Annotated in this window: 22 protein-coding genes and 1 pseudogene; 19 read left to right on the top strand and 4 right to left on the bottom strand. The window is 33.5% G+C overall.

Annotated features, from left to right (window positions below; all coding sequences use genetic code 11):
• Positions 1 to 103: 103 nt before the first annotated feature.
• Complete coding sequence (locus ASC72_RS10490; RefSeq protein WP_056190618.1) at positions 104 to 850, top strand: tetratricopeptide repeat protein; 747 nt, start codon at positions 104 to 106, stop codon at positions 848 to 850.
• 149 nt (positions 851 to 999) lie between these two features.
• On the opposite strand, the gene ASC72_RS10485 is transcribed toward ASC72_RS10490, so the two are convergent.
• Positions 1000 to 1569, bottom strand: coding sequence for a 5-formyltetrahydrofolate cyclo-ligase (locus ASC72_RS10485; RefSeq protein WP_056190564.1), 570 nt, complete (start codon positions 1567 to 1569; stop codon positions 1000 to 1002).
• Positions 1556 to 2533, bottom strand: coding sequence for a succinylglutamate desuccinylase/aspartoacylase family protein (locus ASC72_RS10480; protein WP_056190562.1), 978 nt, complete (start codon positions 2531 to 2533; stop codon positions 1556 to 1558). Before ASC72_RS10480 ends, ASC72_RS10485 begins: the two co-directional genes overlap by 14 nt.
• A 137-nt stretch (positions 2534 to 2670) precedes the next feature.
• Between ASC72_RS10480 and uvrC the strand changes: the two genes are divergently transcribed.
• The 9 genes from uvrC to ASC72_RS10435 all read left to right on the top strand — a co-directional run bounded on the left by uvrC (position 2671) and on the right by ASC72_RS10435 (position 14053).
• On the top strand, positions 2671 to 4470 hold the full coding sequence (uvrC, locus tag ASC72_RS10475; protein ID WP_056190560.1) for an excinuclease ABC subunit UvrC: 1800 nt from the start codon (positions 2671 to 2673) through the stop codon (positions 4468 to 4470).
• A gap of 6 nt (positions 4471 to 4476) precedes the next feature.
• Positions 4477 to 4989 (top strand): hypothetical protein, encoded by a 513-nt coding sequence (locus ASC72_RS10470; protein ID WP_131725806.1) that lies wholly within the window; start codon positions 4477 to 4479, stop codon positions 4987 to 4989.
• A gap of 156 nt (positions 4990 to 5145) precedes the next feature.
• The gene (locus tag ASC72_RS10465) at positions 5146 to 7350 is read left to right on the top strand and encodes a patatin-like phospholipase family protein (RefSeq protein ID WP_056190556.1); all 2205 of its coding nucleotides are present in this window, start codon (positions 5146 to 5148) and stop codon (positions 7348 to 7350) included.
• A gap of 315 nt (positions 7351 to 7665) precedes the next feature.
• Positions 7666 to 8823: a homogentisate 1,2-dioxygenase gene (locus ASC72_RS10460; protein WP_056190554.1), complete on the top strand. Its 1158-nt coding sequence runs from the start codon at positions 7666 to 7668 to the stop codon at positions 8821 to 8823.
• Between the two features lie 173 nt (positions 8824 to 8996).
• Positions 8997 to 10157: a 4-hydroxyphenylpyruvate dioxygenase gene (hppD, locus tag ASC72_RS10455; RefSeq protein WP_056190552.1), complete on the top strand. Its 1161-nt coding sequence runs from the start codon at positions 8997 to 8999 to the stop codon at positions 10155 to 10157.
• Positions 10158 to 10455: 298 nt separating this feature from the next.
• Entirely contained in the window at positions 10456 to 11226 is a 771-nt protein-coding gene (locus ASC72_RS10450; RefSeq protein WP_056190550.1) for a DUF3108 domain-containing protein, read from the top strand.
• Complete coding sequence (locus ASC72_RS10445) at positions 11226 to 12167, top strand: tryptophan 2,3-dioxygenase family protein (RefSeq protein WP_056190547.1); 942 nt, start codon at positions 11226 to 11228, stop codon at positions 12165 to 12167. Before ASC72_RS10450 ends, ASC72_RS10445 begins: the two co-directional genes overlap by 1 nt.
• Before the next feature lie 23 nt (positions 12168 to 12190).
• The gene (locus ASC72_RS10440) at positions 12191 to 13411 is read left to right on the top strand and encodes a peptidoglycan DD-metalloendopeptidase family protein (RefSeq protein ID WP_056190545.1); all 1221 of its coding nucleotides are present in this window, start codon (positions 12191 to 12193) and stop codon (positions 13409 to 13411) included.
• 21 nt (positions 13412 to 13432) lie between these two features.
• On the top strand, positions 13433 to 14053 hold the full coding sequence (locus ASC72_RS10435; protein ID WP_056190543.1) for a hypothetical protein: 621 nt from the start codon (positions 13433 to 13435) through the stop codon (positions 14051 to 14053).
• Between the two features lie 13 nt (positions 14054 to 14066).
• Here ASC72_RS10435 and ASC72_RS10430 read toward each other — a convergent pair whose 3' ends face one another.
• A complete protein-coding gene (locus tag ASC72_RS10430; RefSeq protein WP_056190541.1) occupies positions 14067 to 14423 on the bottom strand; it encodes a helix-turn-helix domain-containing protein in 357 nt (118 codons plus the stop codon).
• A gap of 90 nt (positions 14424 to 14513) precedes the next feature.
• Here ASC72_RS10430 and ASC72_RS10425 point away from each other — a divergent pair, with 90 nt between their 5' ends.
• Complete coding sequence (locus tag ASC72_RS10425) at positions 14514 to 14885, top strand: DoxX family protein (protein WP_056190539.1); 372 nt, start codon at positions 14514 to 14516, stop codon at positions 14883 to 14885.
• Between the two features lie 45 nt (positions 14886 to 14930).
• Here ASC72_RS10425 and ASC72_RS10420 read toward each other — a convergent pair whose 3' ends face one another.
• Entirely contained in the window at positions 14931 to 15776 is an 846-nt protein-coding gene (locus tag ASC72_RS10420; protein WP_056190537.1) for an AraC family transcriptional regulator, read from the bottom strand.
• A gap of 94 nt (positions 15777 to 15870) precedes the next feature.
• On the opposite strand from ASC72_RS10420, the gene ASC72_RS10415 reads away from it, so the two are divergent.
• From ASC72_RS10415 to ASC72_RS24090, 8 genes and pseudogenes are all read left to right on the top strand, one after another.
• Positions 15871 to 16431, top strand: a complete 561-nt coding sequence (locus tag ASC72_RS10415) for a short chain dehydrogenase (protein ID WP_056190535.1) — start codon at positions 15871 to 15873, stop codon at positions 16429 to 16431.
• A 10-nt stretch (positions 16432 to 16441) separates the two neighbouring features.
• The gene (locus ASC72_RS10410; RefSeq protein WP_056190533.1) at positions 16442 to 16945 is read left to right on the top strand and encodes a lipocalin-like domain-containing protein; all 504 of its coding nucleotides are present in this window, start codon (positions 16442 to 16444) and stop codon (positions 16943 to 16945) included.
• A gap of 128 nt (positions 16946 to 17073) precedes the next feature.
• The gene (pgi, locus tag ASC72_RS10405) at positions 17074 to 18717 is read left to right on the top strand and encodes a glucose-6-phosphate isomerase (RefSeq protein ID WP_056190531.1); all 1644 of its coding nucleotides are present in this window, start codon (positions 17074 to 17076) and stop codon (positions 18715 to 18717) included.
• A gap of 330 nt (positions 18718 to 19047) precedes the next feature.
• A complete protein-coding gene (locus ASC72_RS10400) occupies positions 19048 to 21828 on the top strand; it encodes a TonB-dependent receptor (RefSeq protein ID WP_371258451.1) in 2781 nt (926 codons plus the stop codon).
• 107 nt (positions 21829 to 21935) lie between these two features.
• Positions 21936 to 22358 carry a hypothetical protein gene (locus tag ASC72_RS10395; protein WP_056190526.1) on the top strand — a complete coding sequence of 141 codons (423 nt, stop codon included), beginning with the start codon at positions 21936 to 21938 and terminating at the stop codon, positions 22356 to 22358.
• An 88-nt stretch (positions 22359 to 22446) separates the two neighbouring features.
• Positions 22447 to 22938 (top strand): septal ring lytic transglycosylase RlpA family protein, encoded by a 492-nt coding sequence (locus ASC72_RS10390; protein ID WP_056190524.1) that lies wholly within the window; start codon positions 22447 to 22449, stop codon positions 22936 to 22938.
• Positions 22939 to 23036: 98 nt separating this feature from the next.
• Positions 23037 to 23276: pseudogene (locus ASC72_RS24795) on the top strand (transposase); the annotation flags it as partial.
• A gap of 1 nt (position 23277) precedes the next feature.
• A partial coding sequence (locus ASC72_RS24090) for a transposase (RefSeq protein WP_206743210.1) occupies positions 23278 to 23571 on the top strand: 294 nt, incomplete at both ends.

Below are 23571 nucleotides of genomic sequence, written 5' to 3'. Positions count from 1 at the left end.
TTTACCGCAAAGTGCGCTAAGAAAAGTGATTTGGATTGTGTTGATTTTAAGTTCACAAAGTTTGAAAGTTTTCGAAAAGCTTTCCTATTTAAATAAAATAAGAATGAAAAATATAGTATATCTCTTTTTATTAATTACTCAGATTTTCTTTGCTCAAAGCAGCTTTGAGAAAGGGAATCTTTTGTATCAGGATAATAAGTTTGAGCAGGCCGCACAGGAGTATGAAAATGTTCTTAAAGAAAATAAGCAACATTCGGCTGAATTGTATTTTAATTTGGGCAATTGTTATTATAAACTCAATAAAGTGGCGCCTTCTATTTATAATTATGAGAGAGCATTGGTTTTAAAACCACATGATGAACAGACTTTAAACAACTTAAAATTTGCAAAAAAACTAACTATTGATGAGATTAAAGAAATCCCGAAAGTAGGTTTTGCAAAACTGATTCAGAATTTTACCGGGATTTTTGACTATAATACGTGGGCTAAAATTGCTATCGGAATTGCTTTTCTTTTCTTATTGAGTTTTATTGGATATTACTTTTCACAGCATACGCTTTCAAAAAGAATGTATTTCATTGGAATGTTTATATTGTTGCTTGCTGTACTTCTAAGTGTTGCAGCGGCAATGTCAGAGAAAAATCATTATGACAACGATCGCCCGGCAATTGTTTTTTCAGAAGTGAGCGAAGTGAGAAGTGAACCACAAAAAGCCGGATCTGCTATTTTCTTATTGCATGAAGGAGCTAAAGTATACGTTACGGAAACACTTTTAAACTGGAAAAAAATAGAACTGACAGACGGAACCGAAGGCTGGATTGATGCTTCAACAATTAAAGAAGTGAAATAAGATTTCTAAAATTACAATATAAAAATCCCAAATTCCAACTTTTAAAATCGGAATTTGGGATTTTACATTTTTACAACTGATATAAGTATATTTTGCTTTGCAGTGATCTAAAACTTAAATTTACTTATATCACTTATATGGTGAAAATTTTAAAATTTATACACCAAGTCAGGCGTTACGCAATAATCCAGCTTTACATCAGATTCAAAAACGTCATCTATTTGTTTGACGGCTTCAAAAAACGAAAGTCCAATCTTGATGGTTTCTTGTTTGCATTCGGCTAAGAATTTATCGTAAAATCCTTTTCCGTAACCTATACGATTTCCAAAAACATCAAACGCTAAAAGTGGAACAAAAACCACTTCTATTGTTTCTGATGGAACTGGCAAACCATTTACAGGTTCCGGAATATTATATTCATTTTTCTTAATTTTGGTATTATCTGTCAATAAAAAATGAGCCATTTTTCTCGAGCCAAAATCACTTTTTGAAATCACAATTTCTTTGTCTTTTCCGGAGAGTAAATGTAAAATATATTCGGTGTTCACTTCTTTCTGTTCTTCAATCGGAAGAAAAACATGGTAATAGATTTTATCCCAAATGGGCAATTGCAATACTTCATTGGCTATGGCCAAACTCTTTTCTTCGATTTCATCCATGGAAAGTGTTGCCCGAAGATTTTTATAATGCAATCGTAATTCTTTTTTATTCGTCGCCATCAGGAAGGGTTTTAGAAATATGGTAAATCGCATCGCCCTCGTAAACAATTGGCGAATGGTTGGCGTTGATAATGTAGCCATCATGCGGCGCTTTTACTTTTTGCTCGAATTTACCAAACGGATCTGTTATAATGGCTAAAATAGTTCCTTTGGTTACAAACTTTCCAATCAAATTGTAATCATGCAACAAGCCCGAACACTTTGCTCGCAACCAAACCGAATATTTGATATAAATCGAAGGATGAACAGCATCTTCAACAATTTGTTTTGGATCAAGCATATTCAGGTAATTCAGTAAGCGCTTCACCCCCATTACACCTTCATTTGCAATTACATTATTGATATCTAATGATTTTCCTCCTTCAAAAAGCAACATTTTTACATTGGCTTTTTCAGATGTATTTCTAAACGAGCCAGCAATATTCTTCGAATACAAGGTAAATGGCGCATTAAACACATCCGCCAGAAGTCTCAATTCAGGATTATTTTCGGTTATCCTGATTTGAGGCGCATTAAATCGGCTGGCACCTCCGGCATGAAAATCGACGGCATAATTTATAACTGGCAAAATCTCAGCCACAATATGAAACGCAAAACGACTCGCCAAAGAACCTTTTTTACTTCCCGGGAAAACCCGATTTAAATCGCGACCGTCTGGAAACTCACGGGATTTATTTACAAAACCATACATATTGATAATTGGGATGCAAATAATCGTTCCTCGTGTTGGCCGATTTATTTTTTTGCTGATTAACTGGCGTACAACTTCGACTCCGTTTATTTCGTCGCCGTGAATTCCGGCTGAGAACAAAACTACCGGACCATCTATTTTAGAACGACGCACAATAACCGGAATATTCAATTTTGTCGTCGTATGCAATCGGGCAATTTCAACGTTTATTGTTCTATTTTCTCCTGGCAAAACCGGTTCGCCAAAAATAATCATGGGTTTGTTATTTTTCATATAGAATTATAAAATCTAAATATAGAAATTATTCTTTTGATTTCGTAAATTTGACTCTAAATCCATGTTAAGCTTCTCAGGAAAAACAAAGTGGTTTTTCAGAGTGCTTTTCGACCATCTTCAGAAACAAAAACAGAATGCAAAAACCGTCTTTATTACTTCAAATACAAACCTTGCCGGACAATCCCGGTGTGTATCAATATTATGATAAAGACGAAAAAATATTGTACGTTGGAAAAGCCAAAAATTTAAAAAAAAGAGTTTCCTCCTACTTCAATAAAATTCACGATACGGCAAAAACGAATGTACTCGTAAAAAAAATTGTAACCATAAAACACATCGTTGTTCCTACCGAAACCGATGCGCTTTTATTAGAAAACAACTTAATCAAAACATTGCAACCGCGTTATAATGTGCTGCTTCGGGATGATAAAAGTTACCCATGGCTTTGTATTAAAAAAGAACCTTTTTCAAGAATATTTTCTACCCGAAGAATGGTAAAAGATGGTTCTGAATATTTTGGCCCATATACCAATTTCAAAACTGTACATACGATTTTAGAGTTAATCAAAGAATTGTATCCTTTACGGACCTGCAATTATGATTTGAGTGAATCGAATATAAATTCGGGTAAATTTAAAGTTTGTCTGGAATATCATATTGGTAATTGCAAAGGTCCTTGTGAAGGGATAGAATCGTTAGCAAATTATCAGCGACAAGTTGATGCTATTCGTGAAATTCTGAAAGGAAATTTCAAAGAAAGCATGAAAGATTTCAAACGTTTAATGAATCAATATGCACAGGATTTACGTTTTGAAGAAGCCCAAAAAATCAAGGAAAAAATAGAAGTCCTCGAGAATTACCAATCAAGATCTACTATTGTTAATCCGAAAATTACCAATATTGATGTTTTCTCGATTGTCTCTGATGAAAGTGCTGCTTATGTCAATTTTCTGCAAATTTCACACGGATCGATTATTCGTTCGCACACTTTAGAAATCAAGAAAAAACTCGACGAAAGCGACGAAGAATTATTAGAATTAGCCATAATCGAACTTCGAGAACGCTTTCATTTATTATCAAAAGAAGTTATTGTTCCGTTTGAAGTTGATTTAGGAGAAAAAATCAAAACCACGGTTCCGCAACATGGAGATAAAAAACAGATTTTAGATTTATCGATCAGAAATGCCAAATTCTATCGAATCGAACAATTGAAACAATTACAAATTGTAGATCCGGACCGACATGTAAAGCGTATCATGGCGCAAATGCAAAAAGATTTACGCTTGCCGGCGGAGCCACGACATATAGAATGTTTTGATAACTCGAACATTCAGGGAACAAATCCGGTGGCAGCCTGTGTTGTCTTTAAAGATGGGAAACCAAGTAAAAAAGATTACCGTCATTTTAATGTAAAAACCGTTGAAGGCCCTGACGATTTTGCATCGATGACTGAAATTGTATATCGCCGCTACAAAAGATTACTCGATGAAAATGAGCCTCTGCCGCAACTTATAATTATTGATGGTGGAAAAGGACAACTATCAGCAGCCTTAAAAAGTATTGACGATTTAGGTTTACGTGGAAAAATTGCGATTATCGGAATTGCAAAACGTCTTGAGGAGCTTTTTTATCCCGGCGATTCTATTCCATTATATTTGGATAAAAAATCGGAAACATTAAAAGTAATTCAACAATTGCGTAACGAAGCGCACCGTTTCGGAATCACATTTCACCGTGATAAACGTAGCAAAGCGGCACTTAATTCGTCTGTAGAAAGCATTCCTGGTATAGGCGAAAAAACCATGCTGACTTTAATACAACATTTCAAAAGTGTTAAAAGATTAAAATTAGCTTCAGAAAAAGAGATATCTGACGTTATAGGAGTATCAAGAGCAAAAAAAATTGTCGAATTCTATCATCCTAAAGAAAACTGATTCATTTTGAAAAAGCATATTTTATCTATTTTTCTGCTGTGCAATTTAACCGTTTCGTATAGCCAAAACGACATTTCATTTTTGCAAAAAGACAAAAATAAAATCGATGTACACTACACCAATAATTTTGAAAATTTAGAAGTAAAAAGTTCCAAAACCGCAAAAACTCAAATAATAAAAAATATTGAAGCTTCGATAACCGGAAAAGATTCCCACTTAGAAACCAACGATTATAATTTTGATGGTTTCACCGATTTTGCTTCTTTTCATACAGATGATGGAATGGGAGTTTATTCCATCTATCAGATTTTTATTTTCAATCCAAAAACGCAACAATTTGACCTCTTAGAGTTTCCAACTAATTTCAATCCAAAATGTGATATGTTTTGCGATGTAAAAGTAGATAAAACTAAAAAAACACTTACCTCAAGTTGCAGGGGCGGCGCAAGAACACACAATGACATCTGGAAATATGATCGTAATAAAAAATTAATACTTTCAAAAACAGAATCATATTAAGATAATCGATCAAAAGCAAAAAAAATTGCCGACTTTTACAAAACCAACTAGTTGTTTTTTATGTGCCCAAACCAACTTCCCATTTCCAATACCCGGTCCCGGTCAAAAGGATTTTTTTTCGCCCCGATAACAATCGGCACTTTCTGGAGCATAACCATGTTTCTTACCTTATTAGTACTTAGTCCTGAAAAATCTTTTTCACAGGAACAAAAACAAGATAGTGTAAAACGTCCTAAAATTGGTTTGGTTTTAAGTGGTGGTGGTGCTAAAGGCTTTGCACATATTGGTGTTTTAAAAGTTTTGGAAGAGGCAGGAATAAAAATCGATTATATTGGCGGAACCAGTATGGGAGCCGTAATTGGCGGACTTTATGCTTCTGGCTACAATGCTTCTCAAATTGATTCCATTTTCAAAAAAACTAATTTTGATGAATTGATTAACGACTACATTCCAAGATCATCGAAAAACTTTTATGGCAAAAAAAATGACGAATTATACGCTATCGTTTTACCATTTAGTAATTTCAGGGTTGGAATTCCGGAGGCACTTTCAAAAGGAATGTACAATTACAATTTATTAAGCAGTCTAACCAGAAATGTGCGTCACATCCGTGATTTCAATAAACTGCCAACTCCGTTTTTATGTATTGCAACCAATATCGAAACGGGTGAAGAAGTATTACTAAACAAAGGAAATCTCGTTCAGGCCATGATGGCTAGTTCGGCATTCCCATCGTTATTTACTCCTGTAGAAATTGATGGAAATTTATTAGTCGACGGTGGTGTTGTCAACAACTACCCCATTAAAGAAGTTCGTAATCTTGGTGCAGACATCATAATTGGTGTTGACGTTCAGGACGATTTATTGAAAAGAAAAAGTCTTAAAAATGCAACTCGTATTTTAGTGCAGATCACCAATCTTCAGTCGATCGATAAAATGAAAAGCAAAATAAAAGATACTGATGTTTATGTAAAACCGGACATTCGTGATTTTGGTGTAATTTCATTTGATAAGGGTGAAGAAATTATCAGAAAAGGAGAAGAAGCTACATTTGCCGTTTATGAAAAAATTAAATTGTTGGTCAACGAAGATAATTTTTATAAAAAGCCAAAATTAAAAGTAAGTTCAGATACTCTTCAGATCAAAAAAATAAACAACGAAAAATTAGATAATTATACCAAAGAATACATCAATGGTAAACTTCGTTTTAAACCCGGGAGCACTATAACTTATAATGATCTCAAAACTGGAATCAATAATTTAAATGCCACTCAAAACTTTAGCACTATCTCATACTGCCTGCAACCTGACGGCAAACAAGATGATTTGGATCTTGTACTGAAAGAAAATCCAACTCAAACTTATTTAAAACTGGGTTTGCATTATGATGGACTTTATAAAAGTGCAATTCTATTAAATCTTACTCACAAAAAAACTTTTCTAAAAAATGACATTACTTCGTTAGATATTATTTTAGGAGATAATTTCAGATATGATTTAAATTATTATGTCGAAAATGGTTTTAATATCAGCTTTGGATTCCGTTCAAGATTAAATCAGTTTAACCGAAATGTAACCAGCAATCTTGGTAATTTAACTACTCCAAATCCTGGTGTCAATTTAATTAATGTTGATTTTCTGGATCTTAGTAATCAGGCTTATTTTCAGACCATTTTTGTACAAAAATTTTTGATGGGCGGTGGTTTAGAATACAAATATTTAAAAATCAATTCACCAACTTTATCTAATACAGATAATGTAATAGATAAAAGCAGTTATTTTAGTGCATTTGGCTATTTAAAATACGATTCATTCGATAATAAAAGCTTTCCACATTCGGGATTGTATTTTTCTACGGATGTACAAACGTATTTAGGATCTTCTGATTATACCAATACGTTCAAACCATATTCTATGGCAAAAGCCGAAATTGCGATAGCCAATACTTTATTTAGGAGAGCAACTTTTAAATTTGAAGCAGATGCAGGACTGACTTTTGGAAACGACAGCGTTCCTTTTTTCGATTATATCTTAGGAGGTTACGGTTATAACAAAATAAATAACTTCAATTATTTCTACGGGTATGATTTTTTAAGTATTTCTGGAAATAGTTTTATAAAAGCGGGAATTACATTGGATTATGAAATTCTCAAAAAGAATCACGTCAACTTTTCTGCAAATTTTGCCAACTTAGGTGACGATATTTTCTCTACTGTTGATTGGGTATCAATGCCGAAATATTCAGGTTATGCCGTTGGTTACGGATTAGAAACCATTATTGGCCCAATCGAAATTAAACAATCCTGGTCGCCTGAAATGTCTAAAAGTTTTACGTGGTTTAGTATCGGCTTTATGTTTTAATATTCTATTCAACAATAGTTCAAAAAAATCGTACTATTTTTTTGTTATATAAAATTTATTTCAAAAAAATTGAAAGAATTTATTTTTATAACTGATATAATTTATAATTTTACTCGATAAAAATTACGACATTTGTTATAATGAAAACAAAATGGACAGGTTTATTAGAGTATCTTCAATTCCTTATCAAGAGAAATCCTGAATAAAACTACCGAATTGAGATAATTGGTCAATTGCAAAATTGAGCTAATTATCTGTTCACACAATTCAAATTTTTCGAATTATCTAATTTACAAATTATCTAATTGAAAAGCCATGCCATTATATCATAAACTTGGAGATTTTCCTCAAAAAAGACACACTCAATTCGAAAAACCAACTGGAGGTTTTTACTACGAACAATTGTTTGGTACCGAAGGTTTTCACGGACATTCGTCATTGTCTTACCATGTTCACAGACCAACTCAGGTTAAAGAAATTTTAAACTCTTATTCGGTTGAACCAAAAATTGCAATCGGAAAAAACATAAAATCATTACTTTTTAAAGGTTTTGAATTAAAACCGGAGAACGATTTTTTAGACAGTCGAAAAGCCATGTTAGTTAATAAGGACTGTATTATTGGATTGGCCGCTCCAAAAGAATCGCTCCGCAATTATTTCTATAAAAATGCCGATGCCGATGAAATGCTTTTCATTCATAAAGGAAAAGGAAAATTAAGAACCATGCTAGGAAATATTCCATTTGAATATGGTGATTATCTTATTATTCCCAGAGGTATTATTTATCAAATCGAATTTGAAACTGAAGAAAACCGACTTTTTTATGTCGAATCTTATTCTCCTTTTTATACTCCAAAACGTTATAAAAACCAATCAGGGCAACATTTAGAACATTCCCCGTTTTGCGAGCGTGATTTTATTTTGCCAAACGAGTTGGAAACACACGACGAAAAAGGTGATTTTTTAATTAAAATCAAAAAAGAAGGTATGATTCACGAAGTGGTTTACGCCACACATCCTTTTGACGTTGTGGGCTGGGACGGTTACAATTTCCCATACGGATTCTCAATTCATAATTTCGAACCTATAACAGGACGTGTTCACCAACCGCCTCCGGTACATCAAACCTTCGAAACGGCCACTTTTGTCGTTTGTTCTTTCTGCCCGAGACTTTATGATTATCACCCGAAAGCAATTCCGGCGCCATACAATCACAGTAATATAGATTCAGACGAAGTACTTTATTATGTTGACGGCGATTTTATGAGCCGTAATAATATAGAGCAGGGTCATATTACTTTGCACCCAAAAGGAATTCCGCATGGTCCCGCACCTGGCGCAATGGAACGCAGTATTGGTCATAAAGAAACCCAGGAATTAGCCGTTATGGTTGATACTTTCAGACCATTAATGGTTACTGAGGAGGCAATGGGGCTTGATGATGGAAAATATTACAAGTCCTGGACGGAGTAATTCTACTTTCGATCTAACCGCAAAGTTCGCAAGGATTTTACGCAAAGATCGCCATTACAAACTTTGCGAACTTTGCGATTTTTACTTTGCGAACTTTGCGGTTAAAAAAATAAATCTTAAAAAACATTTCGGAAAATCAAATAAACGATTAACCGATTAAACAAATAAACACAATGAGTAAACAAGTAAAATCAGTAGAATACGGATTAGAAAAAATATTCGAAGGAGCACAAGATTTCCTTCCATTATTAGGAACAGACTATGTAGAATTCTACGTAGGAAATGCAAAACAATCTGCACATTATTATAAAACTGCTTTCGGATATCAGTCATTGGCTTACGCCGGGTTGGAAACAGGCGTAAAAGACAGAGCATCTTATGTTTTAAAACAGGATAAGATCAGAATTGTCCTGACAACACCTTTAACACAGGATTCTCCTATTCATGCACATCTTCAAAAACATGGCGACGGTGTAAAAGTTGCAGCGCTTTGGGTTGAAGATGCAAGAAGTGCTTACGAAGAAACTATGAAACGTGGCGCTCGTTCTTTTATGGAACCAACAGTGGAGTCAGATGAATTTGGAGAAGTAGTTCGTTCCGGAATTTATACTTATGGAGAAACGGTTCACATTTTTGTGGAAAGAAAAAACTACAATGGCGTTTTCCTGCCCGGCTACAAAGAATGGAAATCAGATTATAATCCAGCACCAACCGGATTGAAATATATTGACCATATGGTAGGAAATGTGGGTTGGAACGAAATGAATACCTGGGTAAAATTCTACGAAGAAGTTATGGGATTCGTCAATTTCTTATCATTTGACGACAAGCAAATCAATACGGAGTATTCAGCTTTGATGAGTAAAGTAATGTCTAACGGAAACGGAAGAATTAAATTCCCAATCAACGAACCAGCTGAAGGAAAGAAAAAATCTCAAATCGAAGAATATTTAGATTTTTATGGCGGACCTGGAATTCAGCATATTGCCATCGCGACAGATGACATTATCAAAACAGTTTCTGACTTAAAAGCACGCGGTGTTGAATTTTTATCTGCTCCACCGCATACTTATTACCAGGCGATCCCGGAAAGATTAGGGGTTCACATGGATATGATGAAAGAAGATTTAAATGAAATTGAGAAATTGGCCATTATGGTCGATGCCGATGAAGATGGTTACTTATTACAAATATTTACAAAACCAGTTCAGGACAGACCAACACTTTTCTTCGAAATTATCCAAAGAATGGGAGCAAAAGGGTTCGGCGCAGGGAACTTTAAAGCCCTTTTTGAGTCGATTGAGAGAGAACAGGAATTGAGAGGAACTTTGTAAAAACGCAATATTTTTACATTATGTAGAAAAATTCTCTGTGAAACGATGATTTTTATGCAAATGTTATGTTAAACTTGCCTTTTGCTATTTCTTTTTTGAACTTTCTGCATATCTTTGCACTCGCAAATCAAGAAGGGGTGGTTTCCTTCTGAATTGATATAAATTTCATAATTTATAGTTTTTTGGTTAGTTAATAGCATAAAAACTCAGTCATTCCTTGACTGAGTTTTTTTGTTTAGGTACATTTGGAATAGAATTTGCATTTAAGTACCTTTATAATAAATGTAAAGTTTGTACTATGAAAAAGCTAGTTCTCATCATATTAATTCTCACCACTCTGGCATTTGACACTCAAAAAGAAGATGCATTTAGTACGGGAGAATACTTCAAATTCAGAATTCATTACGGAATTGTCAATGCAGGTTACGCTACACTCGAAATTAAAGAAGCTACAATAAATAACAAAAAGGTACATCATGCTATAGGTAAAGGCTATACAACCGGCATGTCCAAATTTTTCTTTAAAGTAGAAGATTTATACGAAAGTTATTTTGACAAGGAAACCGGAAGTCCATATCGTTATATTAGAAAAATTGACGAAGGTGGTTATACTAAAAATCAGGAAGGAATTTTTAATCAGACAGAAAATCGGGTTTTAGTAAAAGATTATAAACGAAAATCTGAAAAAACCATTGTTATTACTGATAATGTGCAGGATATAATTTCTTCTTTTTATTATCTGCGAAATCATCCTAATATTGACAAACTTAAATCGGGCGATGCCATTACAATTGACATGTTTTTTGATGAAGAAATCACAAAATTTAAGTTAAAATATATAGGTCGTCAGGATATTACAACTAAATTTGGAACCGTTTCTACAATGGTATTTAAACCACTCGTACAAACAGGAAGAGTTTTTAAAGAAAAAGAGAGTGTAACACTCTGGATAACAGACGACGACAACAAAGTTCCGGTACGAATAAAAGCGGATCTTGCCGTTGGATCCCTCAAAGCAGATCTCGACGAATATAAAGGATTGAAATATCCATTTAAAGCAAAAAAATAATGAACCTTACTGATCATTCAGAATCAATCTTAAAAGAAATTGACCTTAAATTTCAAGCTATAAATCAAAAAACAGATGTGCAGCTTGAAGGCTTACTTTGGTCAAAACCAATTACCTATTGGGATTATATTCAAACTGATGCGCTTTTAAATTTACAAATACAACGCACTACACTTCCTGATGAAATGGTTTTCATTATGTATCATCAGGTAAATGAATTAATTTTTAAGATGATTTTGTGGGAAATTGATCAAATCGCCGACACAGAAAATATTCAGGTTGATTTTTTTAGTGAAAGATTATCAAGAATCACCCGTTATTTTGATATGTTGACCAATTCGTTCAGCATTATGGAAAACGGAATGGATATCGATCAGTACATGAAATTCAGAAATACGCTGACTCCGGCAAGTGGATTTCAAAGTGCACAATATCGCTTAATTGAATTTGCTTCGACTGAAGTTATCAATTTAACAGATCACAGATACAAAGCAAACTTTGATGAAAATACCGATTTAGAAACTAGTTTCGAGCATTTATATTGGCAAGCAGCTGGTAAAGATTATCAAACAGGCGAAAAATCATATTTACTGCAAGAATTCGAAAAAAAATATAAAGATCAGTTTTTAAGACAAATGTCTTCGTTTAAAACTAAAAACATCTGGAAAAAATTCACACAATTACCAGAAAAAGATCAACAGAATGATGAATTGATTCAGGCAATGCGTCATTACGACAGAACCGTGAATATTACTTGGGTTATGCAGCATTTAAATACTGCAAGAAAGTACATTTTGGAAAGCGGAAAAGGTAACGGCGAAGCCACCGGCGGAAGTGATTGGCAAAAATATATGCATCCAAAATACCAAAGACGCATCTTTTTTCCTAAATTGTGGACCGAAGATGAATTGTCCAATTGGGGAAATGAAGAAACCATTTAATTTCCCAAAAAAAATTAAAAAGTTTGAAAAAAGCATTCGTAATTATAATCGTTTTATTATCAATATTTTCATGCAATAAAACCGATGAAAAAGTTGAAACTAAAATCACCAAACCAAAAACTAAAAAAGTAGAATTTGGTTTTAATTACGCCGACTTTAATGTTGTTAATGATACCATATCAAAAGGAGATTCCTTTGGATCTATCATCCAAAATCAAAATATTGGAGACAAACAGGTTTATAATATTGTCGAGCAAGTAAAAGATTCTTTTAATGTTAGAACTATTCGATATAATAAGCCTTATACACTTCTTCGTTCTAAAAATAAAACCAACAAACTACAAGTTTTTATTTATCAACCAGATGCACTAACGTATTATGTCGTTGATTTCAGAGATAGTACTGCAAAAGCTTATAAAAAAATAAAACCCGTTACCTTCAAACGCAAAATAATAGGTGGCGTTTTAAAAAGTTCATTGTCTGAAACTTTAGGAAACGCAAGTGTAGAAACGGCTTTGGCCAGCAGAATTACCAAAGTATTTTCGTGGTCTATTGACTTCTTCAAACTTAAAAAAGGAGATCGTTATGGTTTAATTTTTACCGAGCGTTTTATCAATAATAAAACGTATGATGGTGTTGAAGATCTGGAAGCTGCCTTTTTTGAATACAAAGGAAAAATCGTTTATGCTTTTCCATTCGAAAAAGATACACTTTCAGGAAAAGTAGAATATTATGACGATCAGGGTAAAACACTGAAAAACTTCTTCTTAAAAACACCAATCAAATTCAGCCGAATCACTTCGAGATTTACAATGAATAGATTTCATCCGGTGCAACACACCTGGAAAGCACATAAAGGAACTGATTATGCTGCTCCAACCGGAACACCAATTTCTACAACGGCATCCGGAGTTGTAGAAGCCACAGGCTATACTGCAGGAAATGGAAATTTCGTAAAAGTAAAACATAACGGCACCTACTCTACTCAATATTTGCATATGTCAAGAATTCTCGTGCGTCGCGGTCAACGCGTTACGCAAGGACAAACTATTGGATTAGTTGGAAGCACAGGATTAGCTTCTGGCCCACATGTTTGTTACCGATTCTGGAAAAACGGAATTCAGGTTGATGCCCTTCGATTGAACTTGCCAACCGGAGAATCGTTGACAGGAAATGATAAAAATCGTTTCTTAAAACAAATGGAACCTTTGAAAAGAGAATTGGATAGTATTGGAAATTTGTAAATCTCTGAAATCGAAAGTCGAATGAAAAATGCACGTATTAAAGCAATTTATAATGAAACTTTTTCAGGTTTAAAATTATTCTACAGAGATACTGATTTGCCGGATCATTTAATTTCAAACTACAAAATTGGACAGATAATTCAGGAAAAAGGTTTTACCGATATGTCCTCTATGGGCGGCGGGCTTTCCGGAAATACAAGGTATTTAATAGCAAGTGCCCATCCAAAAGATTTATCAAAATTCAATCCTGACTCTGCAAAAATTGGTCATTTTCTTTTAGATACTATTGCTTATTTTAAAGTATTGGATATTCAGAAAATTGAAAATAAAACGCAGGTTTTTCTTTTAAACATTCCAGATAATTCAATTTCGCTTTTTAAAAACTCCTCTTCAAACTTAGAAGAAGAAATTACAGAAAAAGCACAAAAAAAATTTAAGGATAAAATTCATTTGGCGTTAGTTCCAGAATTACAAACAGCAGACTGGAAAGAAAGAACAAAGTCTCCTCTTGGGATGAATGATAATGGTGAATTGTTTTTTGATGATTCCAAAATCAAAATTGAATCGCCTAAAAGAATCGAAATCAATACCGAGAAAAAAACCATTGAGGTTGATAAAAAGCCCTGGTGGAAAATTTGGTAATCCAAAATTACCATCATTTAAAAACATTATTTTCTCCCCATTCATCCATCATATACAGAATTTCCTTCAAAGAATGTCCTAGTTCTGTTAACTCATATTCCACTTTCGGAGGAACTTGTTGATGAACGATTCGATTTACCAATTTATCTTTTTCCAGTTCTTTGAGCTTTGCAATAAGCATTCGTTCAGAAATCCCGACAAGTCTGTTTTTTAATTCGCTGTATCTAAGTTTTTGTTCATTCAAAAGGTACGACAGTATATTTATTTTCCATCTTCCACCAATTACAGATAACGTAAATGCAATTCCGCAGTTTTCCTTCCAATAAATCTCATTGATAGTATTAGTTGAATTTTCTTTTCTATTTCCCATACTTACTTTTTTGTGTGTACCATACAATTATGTATGTATCTATATTTTTGCAAGTTAATAAATACATTTGTTATTATAAAAAATTAAAATATGGACACAATTAAAATTGCAATTCACTGGTTAAGTTACGCTTACTATTTATACGTATTTGCATACGCATCTCTATTCAAAGTTTTTCAAAAAGAATCTATGATGCAAAGTATGCGGTCTTTGGGATTTAATAAAACGTGGACAATTGCAATAGGAGTATTTGAATTAATTGGTGTTATACTTATTCTGATCGGAATTTTTCAGCCACAATATAAAAATGCCGGCATATTATTTCTATTCCCATTTGCTATAGGCGCATTTACTACGCACATGGCACATCAGGAATACAATCACTATTATAATTCTTTAATAGTATGTATTTTGACAATTGTCATATTGGCGACAGACAAAGCTTTTAGAATAATTTTATAAAAGCAAAAACAGTTTGTAACCGAAGCCAGAAAATTTTAAATATTGCTATTTACAAAACTTCCTTCTAAATTCTGATGGATTAATTCCTTTATGTTTTCTGAAAACTTTATTCAGATGACTTTCATCTGAAAAATGTAATTCATCTGCAATTTCATTAATGCGCATATCGCTGTTTAAAAGTCTGGCTTCAATCAGTCTTAATTTGTAATTTGAAATGTATTCCTGAAGCGTTTCGCCAGTTTGTTTCTTAAAATATTTTCCTAAATAATGAAGTGAAATATTAAATTGTTCACTTATTACAGTTGCTTTTAACTGCTTTGGATCGTAAATATTTTCCTGAATATAATGCAAAATTTCAAGAACCATTTCTCCCGTAGTTTCCTTAATATTCTTTGGTAATTTTAAAGCTATATTTCTTGCAACAACAGTTATAATTGCATTGACAATTTGCTCGATAATCTTTTGATGGTAAATCTGCTGATTACTTTGCTCATTAATAATACTTTCAATTAGTGAAGCGATCAAAGGTTTGTCAATTTTGTTTTTGAGAATACATCCTGGCCGATGACTTGCGTTTTGAAGAATATATTCCATTCGCAGCACCGTTTCACTTTGTGGGTTTTGAGAATTTGCTTTGACATAATATTCATTAAACCGAAGAAAAAAGAATTTCGTTACCGTTAAAATTTCGAATGAATGAACATCTTGCGGTGTTACAAGAAACAGATTTCCCTTTCGGTATTGAAATTTATTATTGTTTATAATCTGAATTCCGGTTCCATCGACAACATAAATCAATTCAAAGAAATTGTTTTTCCGAATTGTCTTCGGAAACTGTTCCAATTCCTTAAAATCAACTTCAAAAGGAAGATATAAATTCTTATCTGTCATATTGCTAAAATACAATTTTAGTACCAATTAGTACAATTTTCGGCGAAAGCTAATGTCCTAATTTTGTTTCGGATAAAAACTAAAAAACTACAAAATGAAAATTCTTTTAATTGGAGCAAGCGGGACAATTGGTAAAATACTGGGACCAGCTTTGGTAAAAAACCATGAAATTATTTCAGCCGGACGAAACAGCGGCGATTTTAGAATTGATTTATCAGATTCAAATTCGATAGAAAAATTATTCAACGAAATTAAAAATATTGATGTCTGTATATGTGTTGCTGGCGATTGTTACACCGGAGATTTGCTTTCGCTTGACGAAGAAAAAATAAATATTGGCATTAAAAATAAATTGCTGGGACAAATCAATCTGGTTTTAATTGGACAAAAACACTTAAACGATAACGGATTATTTATACTTACTTCCGGAAAAATGGCCGATAAACCAATAAAGAACAATAGTTGTAAAGCAATTGTTAATGGCGCAATTAACAGTTTTGTGCTTTCAGCTTCACTTGAATTAGAAAGAGGAATTAGAATAAATTCCGTTAGTCCTGCAAAAGTTTCAGACATTCCGACTGAAGATTTAATTAGCGCTTATTCAAAAAGTATGGATGAGCCAATAAATGGAGAAATTATTAAAGTAAACTATTAAAATTTTAAAGATGAAAAAGTCAACCACTATATTATTCTTGCTTTTAGTTCTAAATACAGCTATTGCTCAGAAAACAAAACAAGTTATGAAAACAGAAATTTTAGGTTCCTGGACTTTGGTTTCTGTTGAAAACATAAATTCAGATGGAACAAAAAATCTTCCCTATGATGTAAACCCGAAGGGCATTTTATTTTTTGATGAAAAGGGGAATTACGCCATTGAAATATATAAAAATGAAAGGCCAAAAATAATTTCGGGCGATAAAAACAAATGTACACCAGAAGAAAATGCATCGATTGTTCAGGGAAGTAATACCCATTTTGGTGAATATGAAATTGATGAAACGAACAAGATTATTACCTTTAAAATAAAAACCGCATCGTTCCCAAACTGGGAAGGAACAATTCAAAAGAGATCTTTTACTTTTCTAAATAATGAACTTAAATATATTGTAACCAACACAACGCAAGGCGGAAAATCTGTTACGGCAGAAGTTGTCTGGAAAAAATTGTGATGCAGATTCATAAAACGTTTTCGTAACTATTTGTTATATAATTGTGAAGCTTTACCCTATTACGACTTATTTCAGTATTTTTGTGTTTTTAAAAACCACTTATAACCACTTCTCAATTAAATACAAAAATGGCTTTAAACACAACAAACCCAACCGGGACTGAAGCGTGGAAAAATCTGCAAAACCACTATAATGCAATTCACGAAACAACGATACAAGAATTGTTTCAACAAGATAATGCTCGTGTTGAAAAATTCAATTTACAATGGAATGACTTTTTAGTAGATTATTCTAAAAATAATATCAGTCAGGAAACTATTTCTCTTTTATTAGAGCTGGCAAATTCAATTGGATTAAAAGATGCAATTTCTCAATATTTTGGCGGAGAAATCATCAACCAAACAGAAAACAGAGCGGTTTTACATACTGCATTGCGCGCGCCAGAATCAGCAGTTATAAAAGTTGATGGCGAAAATGTAATTCCGGAAGTTTATGAAGTAAAAAATAAAATCAAAAGCTTTACAAGCGAAGTTATTTCGGGAGAAAGAAAAGGTTTTACCGGAAAAGCTTTTACTGATGTCGTTAATATTGGAATTGGAGGTTCAGATCTTGGTCCGGTTATGGCGGTTGAAGCTTTACAATTCTACAAAAATCATTTGAATTTACATTTCGTTTCGAATGTTGATGGGGATCATGTTAATGAAGTTATCAAAAAATTAAATCCGGAGACAACCTTATTTTTAATTGTTTCTAAAACTTTTACGACTCAGGAAACCCTATCAAATTCTGAAACCATCAAAGAATGGTTTTTGAAATCAGCTTCGCAGGAAGATATTGCAAAACACTTTGTGGCTGTTTCAACAAACATTCAAAAAGTAACCGAATTCGGAATTAATCCGGACAACGTTTTTCCAATGTGGGATTGGGTTGGAGGAAGATTTTCTTTATGGAGTGCCGTTGGTTTGAGTATTGCTTTGGCCGTTGGTTTTGATAATTATAATGAATTATTGAAAGGTGCGAACGAAATGGACGATCATTTCAAATCGGCTGAATTGGACGAAAACATTCCGGTAATCTTAGCTTTATTAAGCATTTGGTACAATAATTTTTTCGGAGCTGAAAGCGAAGCTTTGATTCCTTACACTCAATATTTACAAAAACTAGCTCCGTACCTGCAACAGGCAACTATGGAAAGTAACGGTAAAAGTGTTGGTCGTGACGGAAAACCTGTAAACTACCAAACGGGAACTATTATTTGGGGAGAGCCAGGAACCAATTCGCAACATGCATTCTTCCAATTAATTCATCAGGGAACAAAATTAATTCCAACAGATTTCATCGGATTCGTAAAACCTTTATATGGAAACGAAGATCATCATGATAAATTAATGTCAAACTTTTTTGCTCAGACAGAAGCTTTGTTAAACGGAAAAACTCCGGCACAAGTTCAGGCTGAATTTGACAAACAAGGGCTTTCTACAGAAAAAGCATCATACTTATTGCCATTTAAAGTTTTCACAGGAAACAAACCAACTAATACCATTTTGATTCAAAAATTAACACCAAAATCTTTAGGTTCGTTAATTGCTTTATATGAACATAAAATTTTTGTTCAGGGTGTTATCTGGAACATTTTCAGCTTTGATCAATGGGGAGTTGAGTTAGGAAAACAATTGGCTAATTCTATTTTAGACGAGATAAATTCAAAAACGGTAAAAAATCACGATAGCTCAACATCATTTTTACTAAATCACTTTTTGAAGAACAAATAAGAACGATTTAATCGTTTTTCACAATAAACTGAAACGCCTTGATTTAACTAAAATTAAGGCGTTTTTTCGTATAAATAGATCGCTATTTATATCCAAAGCCGCGACTATTGCAAGTTAACACCTACAGCACTGTTCATATTAATATGATTTTAACAAAAAACAAGTACCGAAATTCAAAAAATCATTATTTTGTTTAACGAAAAAAGAAAAAATCATTTTAATGCGCAACACAATATATAAAACTTGTTTTTCTTAACATTTTGATAACACTATCTGAGTTATTTGTTATAATTTTGCCAAAAACAATAAACTAAATAACAAATGAAGACAATGAAAAATTGGTTACTTACTGGACTGTTGTTCATGATAGTTTCAACCGCATTTTCTCAGGGAAAAATTACTGGTACAATTACCGACGGTACAGGTTCGTTACCGGGAGCAAATGTAGTGATTAAAGGCTCTACCACAGCCACTTCGACAGATTTTGACGGTAAGTTTACTCTTAATGCAACAACAAGTACAGGGGAAATCGTTATTTCTTACTTAGGTTACGAAAATCAGACTATCAAATTTGCAGTAGCAAACGGTGCAACTACAAATTTAGGAAAGATAGTTTTGGTATCTAATTCTAACGAATTAAGTGAAATTGTGGTTAAAAGCAGTGTAGTAGATATCGCAAAAGACAGAAAAACTCCTGTTGCAGTTTCTACAATTAAAGCTGCTGAAATTCAGGAAAAATTAGGATCTCAGGAATTTCCGGAAATCTTAAAAAGTACTCCATCAGTTTATGCTTCAAAAGCTGGAGGTGGATACGGAGATTCAAGGATTGCAATTCGTGGATTTGACCAAAAAAACATTGCCGTTATGATTAACGGGGTGCCAATCAATGATATGGAGAACAGTGCTGTTTTCTGGAGTAACTGGGCCGGTATCTCTGATGTAACTTCTGCAATGCAGGTACAAAGAGGTTTAGGGGCTTCTAAATTGGCTATTTCTTCTGTTGGAGGAACAATCAATATCGTTACAAAAACTTCAGACATGAAAGAAGGTGGATCTATTTCATCAAGCTTTGGTAACGACAACTACTTAAAAGCACAAGCTTCTTACAGTACAGGATTAATGAAAAACGGACTTTCTGCTTCTGTTTTATTTAGCAGAACTGAAGGAAACGGATATGTTGACGGAACAAAATTTGAAGGATATAACTACTTCGTAGCTCTTGGATACAAAATCAACGACAAACATAGTCTAGAATTTACATTTACAGGAGCGCCTCAATGGCACGATCAAAGATCTACATCTCCTCTTTTAAGTGATTTCTTGAAATACGGAAGTGACGGTAAAACACCAAACATTAAATACAACTCTGATTGGGGTTATAAAAATGGTGAAGAATACAACTTAAAAACAAATTACTACCATAAACCAGTTATGTCTTTAAACTGGGATTATGACATCAATGAAACTACAAAATTGTCTACTGTACTTTACGCTTCTTGGGGTCGTGGAGGAGGAACTACTTCAAATGGAGGTATTAAAGGAAACAATCCATATTCTACAAATAATTCATTGAGAACAGCTGATGGTTTAATCAATTTTGATTTAATCCAAAACTGGAACTCTGGACAACCTACTACATTAGGTACAAGAACACAAACTAACGGACAATATCAAAATAGTTCAGCAAGTGGTAGTGCTACAGTAACTAATACTGGTGTTACACAAATTGCTTCAGTTAACTCACACAACTGGTATGGTGGTGTTATCAATTTAGATAAAAAACTTACTGAAAACCTAACATGGGATATTGGAGTTGAAGGAAGAATGTACAAAGGTATTCACTTCCAAAACTTAATTGACCTATTTGGTGCTACAAACTATAGAGATGCTACAAACGTAAACAGTGTTCCAAACCCTGCTTACTTCAGCACTACTTATGCTCCAAGACCAAGTGGAAACCCTTTCGTTAGTACTGATTACCAAGAAAGAATCAACTACTGGAATGATAGTGAAGTAAACTATTATGGTGCTTTTACTCAATTAGAATATTCAAAAGGTAACTTTACAGCATTCTTACAAGGAGCAGTTTCTCAACAAGGTTACAAAAGAATTGATCACTTTAAATATGCTACTGGGACACCACTTGCGGAAACTGATTTCAAAAACATTACTGGTGGAGACGTTAAAGCTGGTGTAAACTATAACATTAATGAACAACATAATGTTTACTTTAACACTGGTTACTATTCAAAACAACCATTTTTTAATGCTGTTTATCCTAATAATGCTTCTATTATTAATGATAACATTACGAATGAAAAAGTTAAAGCTGCTGAAATTGGATACGGTTTCCGTTCAGGAATCTTCAATGCAACATTTAACGCATATTACACACAATGGGATGACAGGTTTACACCTGGAACTGATAGCGATCAGGCTAACAACCCAGGAGGATACTACACTTTCCAAGGAGTAAATGAAACTCATACTGGAGTAGAATTAGAAGTAACAGCTAGATTACTTGAGAAATTAAAACTTAATGGTATGATCTCTATCGGAGATTATAAATATAATGGTAACGCAACTAGTAACCGTTTTGACGCTTCTAACAACCCATTCCCTGGTGGAACTGCACAAACATTATACTTAGATGGAGTAAAAGTTGGAAACAATGCTCAAACTACAATGGCAATTGGAGCAGCTTACGAAATATTACGTGGTTTAAATGTTGATTATAACCTTAACTATTCTGAAAAATTATATGGTAACATCTCACCTGTTAACTTCGCAAGTGCTACTAATAAAGGAGCATTAGAATTACCTGGTTTTGCTACTTCGGATGCAGGTTTATCATATAAATTTTTATTTGGAAAAGACAAAGCAAACGCTTTAAATTTCAGATTTAATGTAAACAACCTTTTCGACAGAACTTTCATAAATGAATCGTTTACAAACATCTTTGCTGATGATATCAAAACACCGGCAGTAGGAACGACTCCAGCAGTAACTTATGCACAAGCAGGAGCTTTGTACAAAGGAATTGCTACTGGTAACAAAGTTTACTTTGGTTACGGAAGAACCTGGAACTTTACATTACGTTATGAGTTCTAATATTTAGAATCTTAATAAATATCATAAACGGCATTGACTTTTAAGTTTGATGCCGTTTTTTTTATAGCCTTTTTTGTTATATTTGTTTTGAACAAAAAAACTGTTTTATGTATTATTTTCTACAAAAATTCCATTCTGGATGGGCTTATCTGGCATTATTACTTTTATTGATCGCCGTTGTAAATGCCATTCTTGGATTAACTTCTAAAAAAGAGTTTACCGCTAAAGATCGTAAGATTTCTTTGTTTGCCTTAATCGGGACGCATACTCAATTATTGATTGGTTTAATTCTTTATTTTGTATCACCGCTTGGAAAAGCAGCTTTAGGAGAAATGTCGAATGCTGAACTTAGATTGACTTCATTAGAGCACCCTTTAATTAATCTTATAGCCATTATTCTGATCACTATCGGATGGTCAAAACATAAAAAATTAATTAATAGCGAAGCGAAGTTTAAAACATTTGCTATTTTTTACGGATTAGGATTATTACTTATATTAAGTAGAATCCCGTGGAACCTATGGTTCTAAAAAACCAATTAAAGCCCTAAAAAATAGGGCTTTTTTTATCTCGGCATATTATTTGTACAAACTCCCCAAGTCTGAAAAAGAATAACCCATGAGAATTAAAAAAAACATTTTACTCAGCGCATTTACTATAACTTGTTTAAGTTGTTTTACATACGTCACGAGTCAACAAGTCAGGCCAACAGAGCCTAAAATTGTCCAGGACACGGTAAAAACCGGAGCAAAAAATCAGACAATTACAGTAAAAGATTCTGTTTTTATTGATAAAAATTTAAAATTAAAACCCTATAAAAAATCGGCACATGCCTCCTACTATGCAGACCGATTTAATGGTAAAAAAACAGCTGACGGAAGCAGATTTAACAACAGTAAATATACCGCTGCACACAAAAAACTCCCTTTTGGAACTAAAATCAAAGTCACAAACGAAGCAAATGGAAAGTTTGTTATTGTGAGAATAACTGACAGAGGTCCATTTGTAAAAACACGTGAATTAGACCTCTCAAAAAGAGCTTTCATGGACATTAGCGGAAGCAGAGGCTATGGCGCATTAAAAGTCACTATTGAGACTATAATAGAATAAAAAGTAGCTGTCTCAAAACTGAGGCAGCTATTTTTTTTAGGCTTGTTTTTTTCTGGTCAATTTTGTATATTTAATCAGTGATTAACAGCTGATTATATATGAGATTCAAACATTATAACCAACAACAAACGATACTTTTACCTTATTCGTTTGATGATCTGATTGCGGAGAAACATCCTGTTCGAATAGTAGATCAGGTTGTGGAGTCTATTAATATCCACCCCCTTTTAAAAGCCTAYAGTAAGGAAGGAACTCCGGGCTATCATCCAAAAATGCTGCTCAAAGTGATGTTGTATGCTTACATGACCAATGTATATTCTTCACGTAAGATAGAACTANAGTAAGGAAGGAACTCCGGGCTATCATCCAAAAATGCTGCTCAAAGTGATGTTGTATGCTTACATGACCAATGTATATTCTTCACGTAAGATAGAACTAGCTCTTCGTGAGAACATTAATTTTATGTGGCTTACTTCTATGACTATTGTAGATCATAATACCATTAACCGCTTCAGAAGCGATAAATTAAAAGACAGCTTTAAGGAAATCTTCAAACAAGTGGTGCTGATGCTGGCATCAGAAGGCCTTGTGAATCTAAAACAGATTTATACCGATGGCACCAAGATAGAAGCT

The sequence above is a fragment of the Flavobacterium sp. Root420 genome (assembly GCF_001427905.1).
Lineage (GTDB): Bacteria > Bacteroidota > Bacteroidia > Flavobacteriales > Flavobacteriaceae > Flavobacterium.
The sequence above is the reverse complement of the archived record's forward strand: the minus strand, read 5'-3'. Positions and strand labels throughout refer to the sequence as shown.

Bases quoted from the DNA above. Each gene is read 5' to 3' on its own strand.
- ASC72_RS10490 (WP_056190618.1), top strand. From the start codon at position 104: ATGAAAAATATAGTATATCTCTTTTTATTAATTACTCAGATTTTCTTT.
- ASC72_RS10485 (WP_056190564.1), bottom strand. From the start codon at position 1,569: ATGGCGACGAATAAAAAAGAATTACGATTGCATTATAAAAATCTTCGG.
- ASC72_RS10480 (WP_056190562.1), bottom strand. From the start codon at position 2,533: ATGAAAAATAACAAACCCATGATTATTTTTGGCGAACCGGTTTTGCCA.
- uvrC (WP_056190560.1), top strand. From the start codon at position 2,671: ATGCAAAAACCGTCTTTATTACTTCAAATACAAACCTTGCCGGACAAT.
- ASC72_RS10465 (WP_056190556.1), top strand. From the start codon at position 5,146: ATGTTTCTTACCTTATTAGTACTTAGTCCTGAAAAATCTTTTTCACAG.
- ASC72_RS10460 (WP_056190554.1), top strand. From the start codon at position 7,666: ATGCCATTATATCATAAACTTGGAGATTTTCCTCAAAAAAGACACACT.
- hppD (WP_056190552.1), top strand. From the start codon at position 8,997: ATGAGTAAACAAGTAAAATCAGTAGAATACGGATTAGAAAAAATATTC.
- ASC72_RS10450 (WP_056190550.1), top strand. From the start codon at position 10,456: ATGAAAAAGCTAGTTCTCATCATATTAATTCTCACCACTCTGGCATTT.
- ASC72_RS10445 (WP_056190547.1), top strand. From the start codon at position 11,226: ATGAACCTTACTGATCATTCAGAATCAATCTTAAAAGAAATTGACCTT.
- ASC72_RS10435 (WP_056190543.1), top strand. From the start codon at position 13,433: ATGAAAAATGCACGTATTAAAGCAATTTATAATGAAACTTTTTCAGGT.
- ASC72_RS10430 (WP_056190541.1), bottom strand. From the start codon at position 14,423: ATGGGAAATAGAAAAGAAAATTCAACTAATACTATCAATGAGATTTAT.
- ASC72_RS10425 (WP_056190539.1), top strand. From the start codon at position 14,514: ATGGACACAATTAAAATTGCAATTCACTGGTTAAGTTACGCTTACTAT.
- ASC72_RS10420 (WP_056190537.1), bottom strand. From the start codon at position 15,776: ATGACAGATAAGAATTTATATCTTCCTTTTGAAGTTGATTTTAAGGAA.
- ASC72_RS10415 (WP_056190535.1), top strand. From the start codon at position 15,871: ATGAAAATTCTTTTAATTGGAGCAAGCGGGACAATTGGTAAAATACTG.
- ASC72_RS10410 (WP_056190533.1), top strand. From the start codon at position 16,442: ATGAAAAAGTCAACCACTATATTATTCTTGCTTTTAGTTCTAAATACA.
- pgi (WP_056190531.1), top strand. From the start codon at position 17,074: ATGGCTTTAAACACAACAAACCCAACCGGGACTGAAGCGTGGAAAAAT.
- ASC72_RS10400 (WP_371258451.1), top strand. From the start codon at position 19,048: ATGAAAAATTGGTTACTTACTGGACTGTTGTTCATGATAGTTTCAACC.
- ASC72_RS10395 (WP_056190526.1), top strand. From the start codon at position 21,936: ATGTATTATTTTCTACAAAAATTCCATTCTGGATGGGCTTATCTGGCA.
- ASC72_RS10390 (WP_056190524.1), top strand. From the start codon at position 22,447: ATGAGAATTAAAAAAAACATTTTACTCAGCGCATTTACTATAACTTGT.